11 protein-coding genes (1 of these 11 running past the window's edge) are annotated in these 17,116 nt (G+C 71.9%); 1 reads left to right on the top strand and 10 read right to left on the bottom strand.

Annotated elements, in window-relative coordinates; all coding sequences use genetic code 11:
• Together OG570_RS36115 and OG570_RS36120 are read right to left on the bottom strand one after the other, a co-directional pair.
• Positions 1 to 7,278, bottom strand: the 5' end (the start) of a protein-coding gene (locus OG570_RS36115) for a type I polyketide synthase (RefSeq protein ID WP_326953365.1). Its footprint begins 19,869 nt before the window's first position; the window shows 7,278 of its 27,147 coding nt (coding positions 1-7,278); the start codon lies at positions 7,276 to 7,278; its stop codon lies beyond the left edge, outside the window.
• Positions 7,279 to 7,465: 187 nt separating this feature from the next.
• Positions 7,466 to 8,500, bottom strand: a complete 1,035-nt coding sequence (locus OG570_RS36120) for a GDP-mannose 4,6-dehydratase (protein WP_247051685.1) — start codon at positions 8,498 to 8,500, stop codon at positions 7,466 to 7,468.
• A 195-nt stretch (positions 8,501 to 8,695) separates the two neighbouring features.
• Between OG570_RS36120 and OG570_RS36125 the strand changes: the two genes are divergently transcribed.
• Entirely contained in the window at positions 8,696 to 9,754 is a 1,059-nt protein-coding gene (locus OG570_RS36125) for a DegT/DnrJ/EryC1/StrS family aminotransferase (RefSeq protein WP_326953366.1), read from the top strand.
• 165 nt (positions 9,755 to 9,919) lie between these two features.
• On the opposite strand, the gene OG570_RS36130 is transcribed toward OG570_RS36125, so the two are convergent.
• From OG570_RS36130 to OG570_RS36165, 8 genes are all read right to left on the bottom strand, one after another.
• On the bottom strand, positions 9,920 to 10,204 hold the full coding sequence (locus OG570_RS36130; protein WP_247051683.1) for an HPr family phosphocarrier protein: 285 nt from the start codon (positions 10,202 to 10,204) through the stop codon (positions 9,920 to 9,922).
• Between the two features lie 36 nt (positions 10,205 to 10,240).
• Positions 10,241 to 11,908, bottom strand: a complete 1,668-nt coding sequence (gene ptsP / locus OG570_RS36135; RefSeq protein WP_326953367.1) for a phosphoenolpyruvate--protein phosphotransferase — start codon at positions 11,906 to 11,908, stop codon at positions 10,241 to 10,243.
• A gap of 36 nt (positions 11,909 to 11,944) precedes the next feature.
• Entirely contained in the window at positions 11,945 to 13,003 is a 1,059-nt protein-coding gene (locus OG570_RS36140; RefSeq protein ID WP_326949522.1) for a zinc-dependent dehydrogenase, read from the bottom strand.
• A complete protein-coding gene (locus OG570_RS36145) occupies positions 13,000 to 13,455 on the bottom strand; it encodes a PTS sugar transporter subunit IIA (protein ID WP_247051680.1) in 456 nt (151 codons plus the stop codon). The genes OG570_RS36140 and OG570_RS36145 overlap by 4 nt, the downstream gene beginning before the upstream one ends.
• Complete coding sequence (locus OG570_RS36150) at positions 13,445 to 13,753, bottom strand: PTS lactose transporter subunit IIB (RefSeq protein ID WP_247051679.1); 309 nt, start codon at positions 13,751 to 13,753, stop codon at positions 13,445 to 13,447. Before OG570_RS36150 ends, OG570_RS36145 begins: the two co-directional genes overlap by 11 nt.
• Positions 13,754 to 13,787: 34 nt before the next feature.
• Positions 13,788 to 14,897: a mannitol-specific PTS transporter subunit IIC gene (gene mtlA / locus OG570_RS36155; RefSeq protein ID WP_326949521.1), complete on the bottom strand. Its 1,110-nt coding sequence runs from the start codon at positions 14,895 to 14,897 to the stop codon at positions 13,788 to 13,790.
• Between the two features lie 93 nt (positions 14,898 to 14,990).
• Positions 14,991 to 15,926 (bottom strand): 1-phosphofructokinase, encoded by a 936-nt coding sequence (gene pfkB / locus OG570_RS36160; RefSeq protein ID WP_247051677.1) that lies wholly within the window; start codon positions 15,924 to 15,926, stop codon positions 14,991 to 14,993.
• Positions 15,927 to 16,326: 400 nt separating this feature from the next.
• Entirely contained in the window at positions 16,327 to 17,019 is a 693-nt protein-coding gene (locus OG570_RS36165; protein WP_326949520.1) for a helix-turn-helix transcriptional regulator, read from the bottom strand.
• Positions 17,020 to 17,116: the final 97 nt, after the last annotated feature.

Raw genomic sequence — 17,116 nt, forward strand, 5'->3', positions numbered from 1 at the left:
CGAACGCGCGATCGTCTCGGCGAACCGGACCGTCGCGCGCACGTGCTCGACCCAGTAGCCCGGCGACCGGACGTCGCCCTGGGCGACGAACGTCAGCGACGGCTCGGCGAAGTCCAGCCCCCGCACGACCTCGCCGAACTCCGCCAGCATCGGGTCCATCAGGTGCGAGTGGAACGCGTGCGACACCTGCAGCCGCTTCGTCCGCTCGAAGCGCGCGGCGACGGCCAGCACGGCGTCCTCGACGCCCGAGAGCACCACCGAGTCCGGGCCGTTGATCGCCGCGATGTCGACGCCGTCGGTCAGGCCTGCGCGAACGTCCTCTTCGGACGCCTGCACCGACACCATCGCCCCGCCGGCGGGCAGGGCCTGCATCAGCCGGGCCCGTGCGGACACCAGCGCGCACGCGTCGTCCAGCGACAGCACGCCCGAGACGTGCGCCGCCGCGATCTCGCCGATCGAGTGCCCGGCCACGAGGTCCGGGCGGACACCCCACGACTCCAGCAGCCGGAACGCGGCCACGCCGAAGGCGAACAGCGCGGGCTGCGCGGTCCCGGTCCGCTCCAGCGCGGCCGGGTCGTCGCCCCACACCGCGTCCCGCAGGCCCGGCTCGCACCGGTCGAGGACGTCGGTGAAGACGTCGGCGAACACGGGGAACCGCGCCGCCAACTCACGCCCCATGCCCAGGCGCTGGGCGCCCTGACCGGGGAAGACGAACGCGAGCCCACCGGCCACGGTGGTACCGCTGACCAGCCCGGTTGCCGTGCTTCCGGCGGCGAGCGCGGCCAGCGACGACGAGACGTCGTCGCCGAGCACCACGGCCCGGTGCTCGAACGCGGTGCGCGTGGTCGCCAGGGACCACGCGAGGTCCAGCCGGCCGGCGTCGATCGACGCCAGGTTCGCGGCCTGCTCACGCAGCCCACCGGCGGTCCGCGCGGACAGCAGCAGCGGCGCGGCCACGGCGTCCACGGGCGTCACGACCGGCGAGGCCTCGACGAACGGAGCCGCTTCGAGGACGACGTGCGCGTTGGTCCCGCTGATGCCGAACGACGACACCGCGCCACGCCGGGCGCGCCCGGTCTCCGGCCACGGCGACGGCTCGGCGAGCAGCGACACCGCGCCCGCGGTCCAGTCCACATGGGACGACGGCGCGGCCGCGTGCAGTGACCGGGGCACGGTGCCGTGCCGCATCGCCATGATCAGCTTGATCACGCCGGCGACACCCGCGGCGGCCTGCGTGTGCCCGATGTTCGACTTTACCGAACCCAGCAGCAGCGGGGTTTCCCGGTCCTGGCCGTAGGTCGCGAGCAGCGCCTGCGCCTCGATCGGGTCGCCCAGCGTCGTGCCGGTGCCGTGGCCCTCGACGACGTCGACGTCCGAAGTGGACAGTCCGGCGCCGGCCAGCGCGGCGCGGATGACACGCTGCTGCGACGGGCCGTTCGGCGCGGTGAGACCGTTGGACGCGCCGTCTTGGTTGACGGCGGAGCCGCGGACGAGACCCAGCACGCGGTGGCCGTGCCGGCGGGCGTCGGAGAGGCGTTCGAGCACGAGCACGCCCGCGCCTTCGGACCAGCCGACGCCGTCGGCTTCGTCCGAATAGGACTTGCAGCGGCCGTCGGGCGAGAGGCCGCGCTGGCGGGAGAACTCGACGAACGAGTTCGGGGTGGACATCACGGTGACGCCGCCGGCCAGGGCCAGCGTGCAGTCGCCCGAGCGCAGGGCCTGCATCGCCCAGTGCATCGCCACGAGCGACGAAGAACAGGCCGTGTCGATCGTGACGGCCGGGCCTTCGAGGCCGAGCGAGTAGGCGACCCGGCCGGACACGACGCTCGACGCCGTGCCGCTACCCTGGAAGCCTTCGAAGTCGCCGCCGGCCATGACGAGGCCGTAGTCGTTGTACATCACGCCGGCGAACACGCCGGTGGAGCTGCCGCGCAGGCGTCGCGGGTCGATCCCGGCGCGCTCGATCGCCTCCCACGAGACCTCCAGCAGCAGCCGCTGCTGCGGGTCGGTGGCTTCGGCTTCGCGCGGGCTCATCCCGAAGAACGCCGGGTCGAACTCGCCGGCGTTGTGCAGGAAGCCGCCTTCGCGGGTGTAGGAGGTGCCCTTGTGGTCGGGGTCCGGGTCGTACAGCGCACCCAGGTCCCAGCCGCGGTTGACCGGGAACGTCGACGTCGTGTCGCGCCCCTCGGCCACCGCCGCCCACAGGTCCTCCGGCGAGGCGATCCCGCCCGGGAAGCGGCAGCTCATCCCGACGATGGCGATCGGGTCGTCGTCGGCCGCGACGGTCCGCGTGACGACCGGGCCGCGGGCGTCGTCGCCGAGCAGCTCGGCCAGGATGTGGGCGGCCAGCGCGGCGGGTGTCGGGTGGTCGAACGCCGTCGTGGCGGGCAGGCGCAGCCCGGTCGCGGCGTCGAGGCGGTTGCGCAGCTCGACCGCGGTGAGGGAGTCGAACCCGAGTTCGGAGAACGAGCGCTCCGGGTCGACGGCCGCGGCCCCGGCGTGTCCGAGCACGCCGGCGACTTCGCGGCGGACCAGGTCGGCGACCCGTGCCGCGCGCGCAGCGTCGTCCAATGTGGACAGCTGGTGCGCCAGCCGGCCGGCCCCGCCCGCGGTCCGCACGGCCCGGCGGCCGCCGCCGACGAGCGACCGCAGCACGGCGGGTGGCTCCGGCCGGGCGCTCAGCACCGGCAGGTCGAAGCGGACCGGGACGACGACGGGCTCGTCGGCCGCGAGGGCCGCGTCGAACAGCGCGACACCTTCGGCCTCGGTGAGCGCGGGGATGCCCATCCGGGCGAAGCGGCGCAGGGTGCCGTCGCCGGCCATCCCGGCTTCACCGGCCCACGGCCCCCACGCGAGGGACACCGCGGGCAGACCGGCGTCGCGGCGCACCTGGGCGAGCGTGTCGAGGAAGGCGTTGCCGGCGGCGTAGTTGGCCTGCCCGGCGGCGCCGAGCGTGCCGGCCAGGGAGGAGAACAGGACGAACGCGGTCAGGTCCTGGTCGCGGGTCAGCTCGTGCAGGTTCCAGGCCGCGTCGGCCTTGGGCGCCAGCACGGTGGCGAGCTTCGCCGCGTCGAGGGTGCCGAGCAGGCCGTCGTCGAGGACGCCGGCCGCGTGCACGACGGCGGTCAGCGGGTGGGCGGCGGGGATGTCCGCGAGCAGCGCGGCCAGCGCGGCGCGGTCGCTCGCGTCGCAGGCGACGACGCTGACGTCGGCGCCTTGACCGGCCAGCTCGGTGAGGAGGTCGTCGGGAGCAACGCCACGGCGGCTGGCCAGAACCAGGTGCCGGACGCCGTGCTCGCGCACGAGGTGCCGGGCGATGATCCGGCCCAGTCCCCCGGTGCCGCCGGTGATCAGGACGGTGCCGTCGGCGTCCCAGCCGCGCGGCTCGGCGGGCACGGCCCGCACCAGCCGGGGCACGAGCACGCGCCCGGCGCGGATCAGGGCGCGCGGCTCGCCGGTCGACAGCGCGGTCGTGACGGCGTCGGCGGACGCCGGCTGCTCGTCGGTCTCGATCAGGACGAACCGGCCGGGGTGTTCCTGCTGGGCGGCCAGGACGAGCCCGCGCACGGTCGCCGCGGCGGGCACCCCGGCCGGGATGACCAGGGCCAGCCGCCGGTCGTCGGCCGCTTCGACGCGCGCCTGCAGCAGGCCGAGGGCGTGCGCGGCGAGGTCGCGTGCCGCCGCCGGGGTCTCCCCCGCCGGGACGTCGAGGGAGACGACGTCGGCGTCGGCCGGGTCGGCGATCCCGGTGACCGGCTCGGTCCAGTCGACCCGGTACAGGCCGCCGCCGGTGCCGGCGGCGAAGGATTCGGCGGCGATCGGCCGCACGGACAGTCCGCCGGCCACCGCGACCAGGTCGCCCTCAGGCGTCGATAGGACGAGCGACAGCGAGTCGTCACCGGTCTTGCGCAGCTCGGCCCGCAGCACCGTCGCGCCGACCGCGCGCACGGCGACGTCCCGCCACGAGAACGGCAGGCCGCCGTCACCGGCGAGGAACGCCGTGGCGTGCAGGGCCGCGTCGAACAGCGCGGGGTGCAGGTCGAACGTCTCGGCTTCGACGTCGTCGGGCAGCGCGACCTCGGCGAAGACGTCGTCGCCGCGACGCCAGGCGGCACGCAGGCCACGGAACGCCGGGCCGTACTCCCGGCCGTCGTCGATGCCGTCGTAGAACCCGGCCAGCTCGACGGGGGTGGCGTCCGCGGGCGGCCAGACGGCCTCCGGGATCACGATTTCCCGGGTGACGGCGGTCAGCCGGCCGACCGCGTGGGACGTCCAGTTGCCGCTGACTTCGCCGTCCGGGCGTGAGTGGACGGCCACGGCGCGGCGGCCGTCGTCGTCCGGGGCACCGACCCACACCTGGACGACGACGCGCTCGTCCGCGCCCAGCACCAGCGGCCGGGTCAGGGTCAGCTCTTCGACGTCCGGGCAGCCGGTCTCGGCACCGGCGCGGACGGCCAGCTCCAGCAGCGCCGTGCCGGGCACGACGACCGCGCCGCCGACGCGGTGGTCGGCCAGCCAGGCGTGCGTGCCGGCCGACAGCCGGCCGGTCAGCAGCAGGCCACGGGCGTCGGCGACCTCGACGGCGGTGCCGAGCAGCGGGTGGTCGACGCTGCGCAGGCCCGCGGACCGCAGGTCGCCGCGGCCGCGGCCGGTGTCACGCGGCCAGAACCGCAGGCGCTGGAAGGCGTAGGTGGGCAGCTCGGTCCAGGCGGCGCCGGTCCCGGCGAAGAACGCGGTCCAGTCGATGGCGACGCCGTCGCCGTGCAACCGGGCGAGCGCCTCGGCGGCGGAGGTGTGCTCGTCGCGGTCCTTGCGCAGCACCGGCACGGCGAGCGCGTCCGGGACGTCGACCAGCGGCGTCAGCGCGGCTTCCGGCCCGACCTCGACGAACCGGTTGGCCCCGGCGTCGGCGAGGCGGGCGAGGACGTCGCCGAAGCGGACGGTCTCGCGGACGTGGCGCACCCAGTACTCCGGGTCGGTCACCTCACCGGCGACGACCAGCGCACGCGTGGGCTCGGCGAAGCTCAGTCCGGCGACGACCTCGCGGAACGCGGGCAGCATCGGGTCCATCAGGTGCGAGTGGAACGCGTGGGACGCACGCAGCCGCGTCGTCCGCTCGAAGCGGGAAGCGACGGCCAGCACCGCGTCTTCGGTACCGGACAGCACCACCGCGCGAGGGCCGTTGACGGCGGCGATACCCACGCCGTCGACCAGCTCGGCGCGGACTTCGTCCTCGGTGGCCCGGACGGCGACCATCGCGCCGCCGGCGGGCAGGTCCCGCATCAGCCGGGCGCGCGCGGCCACCAGGGCACAGGCGTCGTCGAGCGACAGCACGCCCGCGCAGTGGGCGGCGGCGATCTCGCCCGCCGAGTGCCCGGCGAGCAGGTCGGCGCGGACCCCCCACGACTCCAGCAGGCGGAAGAGCGCGACCTCGACGGCGAAGATCGCCGGCTGCGCCCAGCCGGTGCCGGCGAGCGTGCCGGCAGCGTCGGCACTGGTGCCCCAGACGACGTCCCGGAGTCCGGGCTCGAGCCGCTCCAGGACCTCGTCGAACGCGGCGGCGAACGCCGGGTGCGCGGTGTACAGCTCGCGGCCCATGCCCAGGTGCTGCGAACCCTGGCCGGTGAACAGGAACGCGGTCTTGGCCCGCGCACGCGGCGAGCCGACAACCGCGGATTCCCCCGCGGCGAGCGCGCGCAGGGCGTCCGCCACGGCGGCGCGATCGGAACCGACGACGGCAGCGCGACGCTCGAACGGCGTCCGCGCGGTGGCCAGGGAGAACGCGACGTCGGCGAGCGGCGCGTCGCCGTCCGCCAGCTGCCGCGCGAGACGTCCGGCCTGCTCGCGCAGTGCCTCGTCGGTCTTGCCGGAAATCAGGAAAGGCACCGGCCGCGCGACGACCTCACGCGGCTCGGCGTCCTCGGCCGGGGCCTGCTCGATGATCGCGTGCGCGTTGGTGCCGCTGAGCCCGAACGACGACACGCCCGCGCGGCGGGGCTCGCCGGTCTCCGGCCATTCGGTGGCCTCGGTGACCAGGTCGACCCGGCCCGCGCGCCAGTCCACATGGGACGACGGCGCGTCGACGTGCAGCGTGGGCGGGACGACGCCGTGGCGCATGGCCAGGACCATCTTGATCACGCCGGCGACGCCGGCGGCGGCCTGGGTGTGGCTGATGTTGGACTTGATCGACCCGAGCAGCAGCGCGCGTTCGCGGTCCTGCCCGTAGGTCGCCATCAGGGCCTGGGCCTCGACGGGGTCGCCCAGCCGGGTGCCGGTGCCGTGCGCCTCGACGACGTCGACCTGGCTCGGCGAAAGCCGGGAGCTCTTCAGCGCCTCACGGATCACCCGCTGCTGGGACGGGCCGTTGGGGGCGGTCAGGCCGTTGGTGGCGCCGTCCTGGTTGACGGCGCTGCCGCGGACCACCGCGAGCACGGGGTGGCCGTGGCGGCGGGCGTCCGACAGGCGTTCGAGCACGAGCACACCCGAGCCCTCGGCCCAGCCGGTGCCGGCGGCCGAGTCCGCGAACGAGTGGCAGCGGCCGTCCGGGGACAGCCCGCCCTGCCGGCTGAACTCGACGAACGTGGTCGGGGCCGACATCACCGTCACGCCGCCCGCGACGGCGAGCGTCGACTCCCCCGACCGCAGCGACTGCGCGGCCAGGTGCAGCGCGACGAGCGACGACGAACACGCGGTGTCGACGGTGACGGCCGGGCCGACCAGGCCCAGCACGTAGGAAAGGCGGCCGGACAGGACGCTGTTCGTGTTGCCCGTCAGCAGGAAGCCTTCGGACGGCCCGGCGGCGCCGGTCAGGTACTCCTGGGCCATCGCGCCGACGAACACACCGGTGCGGGTGCCCTTGAGCGACGACGGCGCGATGCCGGCGCGCTCGATCGCCTCCCACGTCGTCTCGAGCAGGATCCGTTGCTGCGGGTCCATTTCGGCCGCCTCGCGCGGCGAGATGCCGAAGAAGCCGGCGTCGAACTCGGCGGCGTCGAGCAGGAACCCGCCGGACATCGCCGCCTCGCCGCCGGCCTCGGCGAGCGCGCCGAGGTCCCAGCCGCGGTCGGCGGGCAGCCCGGTGACGCCGTCGCGCCCGGAGCCGACCAGCTCCCAGAGGTCTTCGGGGCTGGCGACCCCGCCGGGATAGCGGCAGCTCATCCCGACGATCGCGATCGGTTCGACCGCGCGGGTCTCCAGCTCCTCCAGCCTCTGCTGGGTGCGCACGAGGTCCGCGCTGGCCCGCTTGAGGTAGCTCCGGAGCTTCTGTTCGTTGTCCATGAATCAGCAACCCATCCCGACACGACGGCGAGCGGTGGCGCCCCGGGACGGCTGCTGCGGTGGCAGTCCGGCGCACGGCCGGCTGCCGCCCGGGGCGCGGAAATGGTTTTCTGCGGCGGAAATCGTCCTCGGCGGCACTTCGCCCGGGCCGCGACCGCCGAGTTCATCCGGGACCGGCCTGGGCCGATTACCAGACGGCGGCGGTCAGCGCCTCGCCGAGGTCCAGCTCCCGGGCGGTCTGGTGCAGGTCGGACTCGACCATCATGCGCATCAGCTCTTCGAACGGCACCGACGGCTTCCAGCCCAGATCGGCGCGGGCCAGCGTGGCGTCGGCGCACAGCGTCTCGACCTCGGCGGGGCGCACCAGGCTCGGGTCGACGACGACGTAGTCGCGCCAGTCGAGATCGGCGGCGGCGAACGCGATGTCGGCGGCGTCGCGGACGGTGTGCATCCGGCCGGTGCCGATCACGTAGTCGCACGCCTCGTCGCGCTGCAGCATGAGGTGCATCGCCTGGACGTAGTCGCCGGCGAAGCCCCAGTCGCGCACGGCGTCGAGGTTGCCGAGGCGCAGCTCGTCCTGCAGGCCCAGCTTGATCCGCGCGACGGCGTTGGAGATCTTGCGGGTGACGAACTCGATGCCGCGGCGCGGCGACTCGTGGTTGAACAGGATGCCGGAGACGCCGTACATCCCGTAGGACTCGCGGTAGTTGCGCGTGATGTAGTGGCCGTAGGCCTTCGCGACGCCGTACGGGCTGCGCGGGTGCAGGATCGTCTTCTCGTTCTGCGGCGTCTCGGCCGCCTTGCCGAACATCTCCGACGACGACGCCTGGTAGAACCGGATCTGGCTGCCCGGCGCGGTGGTCCGCGACTTGTCCAGCCCGGAGACCATCCGGATCGCCTCCAGCACGCGCAGCACGCCCATGCCGTTGACGTCGGTGGTGAGCTCGGCCTGCTGCCACGACATCGGCACGAACGAGATCGCGCCCAGGTTGTAGACCTCGTCCGGCTGCACCAGGTCCACGGCCCCGACGAGACTCGCCTGGTCCAGCAGGTCGCCGTGGACGAAGTTCAGCTCGGCGGCGATCCGGCTGACCCGGGACTTGCGCGGGTTCGCCTGACCGCGCACCAGGCCCCACACGTCGTAGCCCAGTGCCAGCAGGTGCTCGGCCAGGTAAGAGCCGTCCTGTCCCGTGACACCTGTGATCAATGCTCGTTTCGTCATAGCTCTCCCACGTTCACCGGCCAACCGGCCGTGCTCGCGGCCGCCCGGCACCGCCGCTGATCCGCTCGATCACACACCCGCCCCGCCCTGGAAAACATTGGACAATCCGTGCCCCCATCGGGAACTACTGGTGATTTCCCGTCTTCAGCGGGTCCATCCTGCAGCTTTCCGGTAGCCGAGGCATGCGAGGACCTGATGGCATTCCGATATCCCGTCTCCCAGCCCCATCTCACCGGCCGTGAGATCTACTACGTCACCGAAGCGGTGACGACGGGCTGGATCTCCTCCCAGGGCCCGTTCGTGCAGCGCTTCGAAGAGACCTTCGCCGACTGGAACGGCCAGGGTCACGGCGTCGCCTGCTCCTCCGGGACGACGGCGCTCACCCTCGCCCTGCGCGCGCTCGGCATCGGTCCCGGCGACGAGGTGCTGGTGCCGGAGTTCACCATGATCGCGTCGGCCTGGGCGGTCACCTACACCGGCGCCACGCCGGTCTTCGTCGACTGCGGCGACGATCTCAACATCGACGTCGCGCAGCTCGAAGCCAAGATCACGCCGCGGACCAAGGCGATCATGCCGGTGCACATCTACGGCCGGCGCTGCGACATGGACGCGATCATGGACCTCGCCTACCAGTACAACCTGCGGGTCGTCGAGGACTCGGCCGAGGCCCACGGCGTCCGCCCCGTCGGCGACATCGCGTGCTTCTCCTTGTACGCCAACAAGATCATCTCGTCCGGCGAGGGCGGCATCTGCCTGACGAACGACACGCGGCTGGCCGAGCAGATGAAGCACCTGCGCGGCATGGCCTTCAGCAAGGCCCACGACTTCGTCCACAAGAAGCTGGCCTACAACTTCCGGATGACCAACCTGCAGGCCGGCGTCGCGCTGGCCCAGGTGGAGCGGATCGACGAGATCCTCGAGCTGCGGTCCCGGATCGAAAAGCAGTACGACGAACGGCTTTCCGGCATCCCCGGGATCACCCGCATGCCCGGTCGCGACGTCCTGTGGATGTACGACCTGCTGGCCGAGGGCCGCGACGAGCTGCGCGCCCACCTGAGCGCCGCCGGCGTCGAGACGCGGCTGTTCTTCCAGCCGATGAGCCGCCAGCCGATGTACCTCGACCCGAAGTGGCCGGAGCTGAACGCGGCCCGCCTGGCCGCCCAGGGCTTCTACCTGCCGACCTACGTCGGCCTGGAGGAGAGCGACCAGGACTTCATCGTGGACCGCGTCGCGGAGTTCTACGGCAGCAACTGAGACGACGAAAGCCCGCCGGGAAACCGGCGGGCTGTGTCAGGTTTGGGGACCGGTGAGCCGCCCGGACAGTGACCAGGACGGCTCACCGGCGTTCGTGGGCCGGAGGGAAACTCCGGCGCGGCGGTGGGCCGGCAGACCAGGGGGTCGCCTGCCGGACCACCGACGTCAGCCGGCCGGCTGCTCGGCCGAGTCGAGATCGCGCGCCAGCAGCTCGGCGATCTCCGTCACGGCGGCGTCGGCGCCTTCGCCCTCGGCCGAGATCAGCACCTCTTCGCCGCCGCGGACACCGAGCGCCATGACGCCCAGGATGCTGGTGGCGTCCACCAGCTTGTCCTCGGTGCGGCCGATCTTCACCGGCACCGGCTGCCGGCCCGCGGCCTCGACGAGCAGCTTGACCGGACGCGCGTGCAGCCCGACGGGCGAGCCGATTACCACCTTTTTACTGGACATTCCCGATTCCCATCTCGTGGAGAAAGCTGTGACGCGTCAGCCGGCCGTCTTGGCGGAGAATTCCTCCGCGATCCGGCGCGCCGTCGGCACGTCGGACGCGGAAAGCACCTCGCGGGCGAGGGTTTCGCACTGGTCGAGGGTGTAGTCCTTCAACGCGGCGCGGACCGCGGGAACCGCGGACACCGACATCGACAGACTGGTGATGCCCAGGCCGGCGAACACCGGGGCCAGGCCCGGGTCGCTGGCCGCCTCGCCGCAGATGCCGGCGGACTTGCCGGCCTCCTTGGCCGCCGCCGCGACGTTCGCCACGAGCGCCAGCAACGCCGGCTGCCAGGGGTCGAGCAGGTCCCCCAGCTCACCCAGCATCCGGTCCGCGGCGTAGGTGTACTGCGAAAGGTCGTTGGTGCCAATGCTGACGAAGTCGACCTCCGCCAGGATGTCCGCGGCACGGATCGCCGCGGCGGGCACCTCGATCATCACACCGGCCTGGCCGATCCCGTGCTCGCGGGCGAGGTCGCGGAACGCCGCGGCCTCCGCCGGCGTGGCGATCATCGGCGCCATCACCCGCACGTCGGCCTCGTGGTCGGCCGCCGCCAGGCTGATCGCCTCCAGCTGCGCGGTGAGCAGCCCCGGGTTGCGGACACCGACGCGGTAGCCGCGCACGCCCAGCGCCGGGTTCGGCTCGTCCTCGGTGTTCGCGAACGGGATGTACTTGTCGGCGCCGGCGTCCAGCGTGCGGATGACGACCGGCCGGCCGCCGAACCCACGCAGCACCTCGCCGTAGGCCGCCCGCTGCTCCTCGACCGTCGGAGCCTCCGTGCGGTCCAGGAACAGGAACTCGGTGCGGAACAGCCCGACACCCTCGGCGTCGGCCGCCGCGTCCTGCTCCACCCCGCCGGCGCTGCCGACGTTGAGCAGGAGCTTGACCGGGTGGCCGTCCGCGGTGGCGCCGGGGCCGCTGTGCGCCGCCAGCTTCTCCTTCAGCGACGCCGCTTCCGCCTCGACCTGCCGGACGTAGTCGTCCGTCGGGTCGACGACGACCGTGCCGCGCCCGCCGTCGACGGCGATCCGCTGCCCGTCCGCCAGGCCCGCGGCGCCGGCGCAGCCGACCACCGCCGGGATCCCGAGAGCGCGGGCGACGATCGCCGTGTGGCTGGTCGGGCCGCCCTTCTCGGTGACGACGCCGAGCACCTTCGCCGGGTCGAGCAGCACCGTGTCGGCCGGCGCGATGTCCTGGCCGACGAGGACGAACGTGCCGTCGACGTCCGGGATGCCGGGCTGGGCCAGCCCCAGCGCGGCGGCGATCGCCCGGTCCCGGATGTCGATGAGGTCGGCCGCCCGCTCGCCGAGGTAGCCGCCGATGGCCTCCAGCGCGGCCACGTGCTTGCCGAACGCGTCGCGGATCGCCCAGGCGGCGGGGCGGCCGGCGGCCACCCCCTCCTGGATCCCGGTCCGCAGCGTCGGGTCCTGCGCCATCATGATCTGGGTGTCCATGATGGACTTGGACTCGCCCGAAACCGTCGCCGCGCGCTTCTCCAGGTCCGCCACCGCCGCGTCGAGCGCTTCGGTCGCCGCCGCCAGCTCCTCCTCGGGAGCCGACGGCGTGTCCCAGTGCTCCGGCAGGACCGGGGGCGGCGTCAGCCGCACCACCGGCCCGGCGGCCGCGCCCGGGCTCGCCGGGTTGCCGCGCAGTTCGTCAACCACCGTTGGTCGCCTCCTTGGGATTCGGGCCCGCACCGCTCACGCGGGGACGGCCGCGCCCGGCTCGATCGTCACCTTGATCGCCTCGCCGCTGCTGACGATGTCGATCGCCTTCAGCACGTCCGAGAGCGGGAGGTGGTGGGTGATCAGGTCGTCGACCGGGACCTTGCCCGACGAGATCAGCTCGAGCGCCTGGCGGTTGTGCTCGGGGCTGGACCCGTTGGCGCCGTAGATGGTCAGCTCGCGGTAGTGCACCAGGTTCGAGTCGCACGCGATGATCGGGTTGTCCTTCGGCAGGCCGCCGAAGAAGCTGATCCGGCCCCGGCGCGCGGTCATCTTGAGCGCGTCCTCCTGGGCCTTGCCCGCCGCCGCGGCCGTGATGACCACGTCCGCGCCGTCGCCACCGGTGAGCTCGAGGACCTTCGCGACCGGGTCCTCCTCGGCGCCGCAGATCGCGGCGTCGGGCTTGACCAGCTCGGCGGCCATGTCGAGCCGGCCGCGGTTCAGCTCGACCAGGTAGACGGCCGCCGCGCCCTTGGCGCGAGCGAGCCGCACGTGCAGGCAGCCGATCGGGCCGGCACCGACGACCACGACGACGTCGCCTTCGCCGACCTGCGCGAAGCTCTGTCCATTGAGGACACAGGCCAGCGGCTCGGCGACCGAGGCCTCCGCGTAGCTGACGCCCTCCGGGATCCGGTTGACACCGTCGACCTTGAGGACCTGCTTCGGCACGATCATGTACTCGGCGAAGCCGCCGTCGAAGTGGTACCCCATCGACAGCTGGTTCGGACACACCTGCTGCAGGCCCTTGAGGCACTGCTTGCACTCACCACACGGGATCGCGGCGATGACCTGCACGCGGTCGCCCGACTCCCAGCCGGAGACGTTCGCGCCGGTCTCGACGACCTCGCCGGCGATCTCGTGCCCGATCACGCGCGGCGGGTCGATGTGGTGGTGCCCGTGGCGGAAGATCTTCAGGTCCGTGCCGCACGTCGAGGTGTTGTGCACCCGGATCTTGATCTCGTCCGGGCCCGGGCTGGGCTCGTCGGCGTCTTCGACCCGCAGGTCACCTGGCGCGTAGAAACGTGCCACCTTCATTCGGAGAACTCCTCGTCCATCTGGTTCAACAGTCGCAAGATCGTCTCGGCGTCCGGTGCTTCCCGCAGCTGCCGGACCTGCTCGCCGTCCATCAGGATCCGGGCGAGCGAGGACAGGATGCCGACCTGCTCGGACCCCTTGGCCGCGATGCCGACGCACAGCCGGACCTCGTTGCCGTCCCAGTCGACCCCGTCGGGGAACTGGAGGATCGCGAGCGCGGTCCGCTTCACGAAGCGGCGGGACTCGTCGGTGCCGTGCGGGATCGCGACGCCCTCGCCCAGGAAGGTCGAGACGGAGCGTTCGCGTTCGTGCATCGCGTCGAGGTAGCCCGGCTCCACCGCCCCCAGCTCCAGGAGCTTCCGGCCGACCTGCGTGATCGCGTCGGCCTGGTCGGGGGCGGTGCAGCCGATGAGAACCGACTCGGCGCTGAGGATGGAAGCGTCAGTCGGCAAGGGAACCGCCGTCCCTGATCGCCTGCTCGACCTGGTCGAACACCGGGTCACCCAGGAAGCTCTGGAACCCGAGGATCACCGCCGTGGTGTTGGCCTTGCGGGCCCGCTTCACGAGGGTGCTCTGGCAGAGCACGACCTGGGCGTCGCCCGGGATCTCGTTGACCGGCGTGTGCTCGACCTTGACCGAGTAGGGCTTCAGCCGCTTGGCCAGCTGGGACGCGACCATCACGCTGCTGCCCATCCCGGCGTCGCAGGCGATGATGACCTTCTTGACTTCCTTGCCTTCGATGCTGCTCACAACCGCACTTCCTTCCTTCGATCGACGATGATCGTCAAGCCACCGCTCCGCCTTCGGCGACGGCCAGTTCCCGTTCTTCCCTGCGGGCATCCTTGCCGAACTTCAGCAAGGCCGCAGCGACGACGAACGATACGGCCGCGGCGATCAGGACACCCAGGACCACACCCAGGTAACCGCCCTTCGGCGTCACCGCGAGGACCGCGATGATGCTGCCCGGCGACGGCGTCGCCGTCAGGCCGGCGTCGAAGATCGCGAACGTCGCGACACCCGCGGCGCCACCGGCGATCGCGGCCAGGATCAGGCGCGGGGTGGCCAGGATGTACGGGAAGTAGATCTCGTGGATACCACCCAGGAACTGGATGACGATCGCGCCCGGCGCGGTGGCCCGCGCGCTGCGGGCGCCGAAGAACGTCAGCGCCAGCAGGATGCCGAGACCGGGGCCGGGGTTCGGCTCGATCAGGAACTCGATGGCCTTGCCGTCCTTCAACGCGTCGGCGACGCCCAGCGGGCTCAGCACGCCGTGGTTGATCGCGTTGTTGAGGAACAGCACCTTGGCCGGCTCGACGATGATCGAGACCAGCGGCAGCAGGTGGGCGTCGATCAGGGCCTGCACGCCGTTGCCGAGACCCTTGGTGATGCCCTGCACGACCGGGCCGATGCCCAGCAGGCCCAGCACCGCCATGATGCCGCCGATGATGCCGGCGCTGAAGTTGTCGACGAGCATCTTGAAGCCCGGCGCGGTCTTGCTGCCGACCTTGTCGTCCCACAGCTTGATCAGGAAACCACCGAGCGGGCCGACGATCATCGCGCCGAGGAACATCGGGATGGAGGCACCGACCGCGATGCCGACCGTCGCGACCGCACCCACGACCGCACCGCGCTGGCCGTGCACCAGCCGGCCACCGGTGTAACCGATCAGGACCGGCAGCAGGAAGTTGATCATCGGGTCGACGAGCTCGGCGATGTGCGCGTTCGGTGTCCACCCGCTCGGGATGAACAACGCGGTGATCAGGCCCCAGGCGATGAACGCCCCGATGTTCGGCATGACCATGCTCGCGAGCTGACCGCCGAAGCGCTGGATCGAAACCCGCGCGCGCTCCGCCCTCGACGGAGTTTCGTCGTCGATCTCCGTGGTGGTTGTCATCGTTGGCTTCCTCTTCTGGAAAGGTGATTTGAGGGTTTCGCCATCACCGGATGGCGGTGGTCGGGGCGAGCCGCTTCGCGTGGTGCCCCAGGGCTATTCGCGAATCTTCTCGTCCCAGCCGGGATGCGGGTCCACCCGCACTCGTCGTGCCCCCACGTCTTCGGGACCCGGCATCGTGCTTCCCGGGAGCGACACCGCGGCCGCACCCCAGGCGACGGCTGTGGCCAGCGCTTGCGGGCCACTCCCCCCTGCCGCCAGGAAACCGGCGAGCATCGCGTCGCCGGCACCGACCGAACTGCGCGGTTCGGCCGATGCGTTGGCGCACCAGATCCCCGCGTCTTCGACCAGCACGGCACCTTTGCTGCCGAGACTGGCCAAAACCGTGCCCGCGCCCAGAGAGCGCAGTTCCTGTGCGGCGTCCACGACGTCCCGCACCGTGTCGAGCTGACGGTCGACCGCTTCCTCGAGCTCGTCGAGGTTCGGCTTCACCAACGCCGGCCCGGCTTTCACCGACGTCCGGAACGCCGGGCCGCTGGTGTCGACGACGACCCGGACCCCGCTGGGGGCCAGGCGCGCGATCAGCTCCGCGTAGAAGTCCTCGTTCACACCGGGCGGCAGACTTCCCGCCGCCACAACCCATTCCGCGTCGGCCACGTTGGCCAGCAGGACGTCGCACAGGGTTTCGATCTCCCGCCCCGTGAGGTGCGGGCCGATCTCGTTCACCTTCGTCACGGTGGCGTCCGGCTCGACGACGCTGATGTTGCTGCGCACGGACTCTTCCGTGCGAACCCGGACCACGTCGATGTTGTAGTCCTCGAGCAAGCTGATCAGCTGGTCGCCTTCGGCACCGCCGGCGGGAACCACCGCGCGGGCCTTGAGTCCGTTGCGCACCAAGGCACGCGCCACGTTGATGCCTTTTCCACCCGGCTGCACACTGGCGCCCGAAGCGCGGTGGAGACCGCCCCGGTTCAGCCGGTCGACCTCGACCGTGCGGTCGACGCTCGGGTTCGCCGTCAGAGTCACGAACACTTCAGTACACCTCCGCCGGAACCTCTTTGGTTTGAGTGATATTGCCTGTGTTCGCCTGCGTTTGCAAGACCCGATCTCGAGGAGTATCGAACCGTTACCATCAGATGACCGGCAGACTGTCACCTTGTGCAGCCAAAACACTCTGATCCGTGCCCACTCGGGGACGCCGTGTGACCATCGGGTAAAGCCACATAAAGCCACACCAGGGCGGTGACCCGGGTCACGAGCCAACATTGGGTGTCCGCAGACAGCCGCTTTCGGGGGTTCCGGGTGGCGGAGCCCCCGGCCCGGGACGAAGTCCCGGTTGACACAGCGAAGCGGGCCGCACGCCCACCCGTCTCGCGAGTGCGCCTGCGGCCCGCCCTCGGCGTCACCGGTCCGGCCCGTCACCACCGGCGTGTCACCGGACGAAGTCCGGCAGCGCGCGCGGCGGCCAGGAACCGACCCCGAAGATGCCCATGGAATAGGCCTTCGAGATCAACGCGGGGCGGTTCTTCACCTTCATCTTCCGCAGCAGCGTCGTCACGTGGTATTCGACGCCGCCTCGGCTCATGTAGAGATTGGCCGCCAGCTGAATCGTCGAAACACCCGACGCGACGCCCTCGAGAATGCGGGCGTCCATCTCGGTCAGGATTTTCTTCCGCGTGACGGCGACCTGGTTGTCCCGGTCGGACTTGTCCGGCCGGAAAACCACGGTGAGGCTGTCGAGCCGGTCACCGACGCTGTGCACGGTCGAGCCCAGGAAATCGCCGCTGAGCGTCGTGCCGTTGTCCCGCATGACCAGGATCCGCTCGGCGAAGCGGGTGCGCTCACCGCGCACCAGCAGCCGGAGCTGCTGCTCGACCTTGTCCCGCACGCTGGGGTGGAGCAGGTCGCACAGGCTGGTGCCGGTGACGCCGTCGGAAGTGCGCTCGAACACGCGGAAGAATTCCATGCTGGCCGAGACAATGCGCAGCCGGTGGTCGACGTTCACCATGCACATTTCCGGGGTGACCGGTCGGGGAGCCGGCTTCCGCGGCGCGGGGCGGCTGATTCGCTCCAGCGCCGAAGCCAGGCTCACGCCTGTGACCGCATCTGCAACGTCTGCACTCATGAAGGGATTCCTCTCTTCGGCGAGAAGCACTCCGACAAGAAAGCCGGGTACTGGTGGCGATCGTGCGAGCCACATCTCCGGGGTGACGCAGATCATG

It is taken from the genome of Amycolatopsis sp. NBC_01286, assembly GCF_035982555.1.
Classification (GTDB): domain Bacteria; phylum Actinomycetota; class Actinomycetes; order Mycobacteriales; family Pseudonocardiaceae; genus Amycolatopsis.